General features: G+C 72.0%; 1 protein-coding gene. It reads left to right on the top strand.

The features are described from left to right. Positions 1–1,103: AarF/UbiB family protein (locus AC2W7C_RS18150; protein WP_486002599.1), on the top strand; the 1,103-nt coding region annotated here is incomplete at its 5' end. Positions 1,104–1,214: the final 111 nt, after the last annotated feature.

Raw genomic sequence — 1,214 nt, 5'->3', positions numbered from 1 at the left:
AGGTCCTGCGTCCCGGGGTCGAGCGGCGGGTGGCCCACGGCCTGGACGCCATGCGCCTGGCCGCCGGCCTGGCGGTGCGCTTCGTCCCCCTGGCCCGCCGGCTGGAGCCCTCGGCCTTCGTCGAGACCATCGCCCGCGCGCTCCAGCTGGAGCTGGACATGCGGCTCGAGGCCGCCGCCGCCTCCGAACTGGGCGAGATCATGAGGAAGGGCGCCGGCGACCTGGGCGGCCACATGACCGCCCCCGCCGTGGTCTGGGACGGCGTCGGCAAGCGGGTCCTGACCTTGGAGTGGGCGCCGGGCCTGCCCCTGACCGACCCCCGCGCGGTCGAGCAGACCGGCCTGGACGTCAACGCCCTGGCGGACCACGTCGTCCGCGCCTTCCTGTCCCAGGCGCTGGACCATGGCGCCTTCCACGCCGACCTGCACGAGGGCAACCTGTTCTGCCACGCGCCGGCCGAGCTGACGGCGATCGACTTCGGCATCGTCGGGCGCCTGGGCCCGTCCGAGCGGCGCTATCTGGCCGAAATCCTGTGGGGCTTCATCAGCCGCGACTATGAGCGCATCGCCCGCGTCCACTTCGAGGCTGGCTACGTGCCGCCCGAACATTCGGTCGAGGCCTTCGCCCAGGCGCTGCGCGCGGTCGGCGAGCCCGTCATCGGCAAACAGGCCTCGCAGGTGTCGATGGGTCGCCTGCTGGGCCAGCTGTTCGAGATCACCGACCTGTTCGACATGCATCTGCGGCCCGAACTGATCCTGCTGCAGAAGACCATGGTGTCGGTCGAGGGCGTCGCGCGGCGACTGAACCCCGATCACGACCTGTGGGCCGCCGCCCAGCCCGTGGTCGAACGCTGGATCCGGCGAGAGCTGGGCCCCCAGGCCCAGATCCGCGACGCCCTGGACGAACTGCGCGCGACCCTGAAGGCGTTGGCGAAGCTGGCGCAGAACCCGCCCCAGGCCCAGACCGTCATCCTGCGCGAAACCCGCACGCCCGCCTGGGTGATCGTCGGCGTCACCGTTGCGATCGGCGCTTCGGCGGCCGCCCTTGTTCTGTCGCTTTTGGCCCGCCATCGTCTGATCCCGCTCCCGGAGACGAATGCATGAAATCGCTTCTGATTCGCCGCCGCCCTGGTCCTCTCGCCCGCGGCGGCGCAGGCCAGGTGGCCGCCGGCTCGGTCCCCAACACCTTCGATCGGCCCGCCCAGGCCGCGCCCC

It is taken from the genome of Brevundimonas sp. CURTG3B2_SDJG (assembly GCF_057364705.1).
The sequence above is the reverse complement of the archived record's forward strand: the minus strand, read 5'-3'. Positions and strand labels throughout refer to the sequence as shown.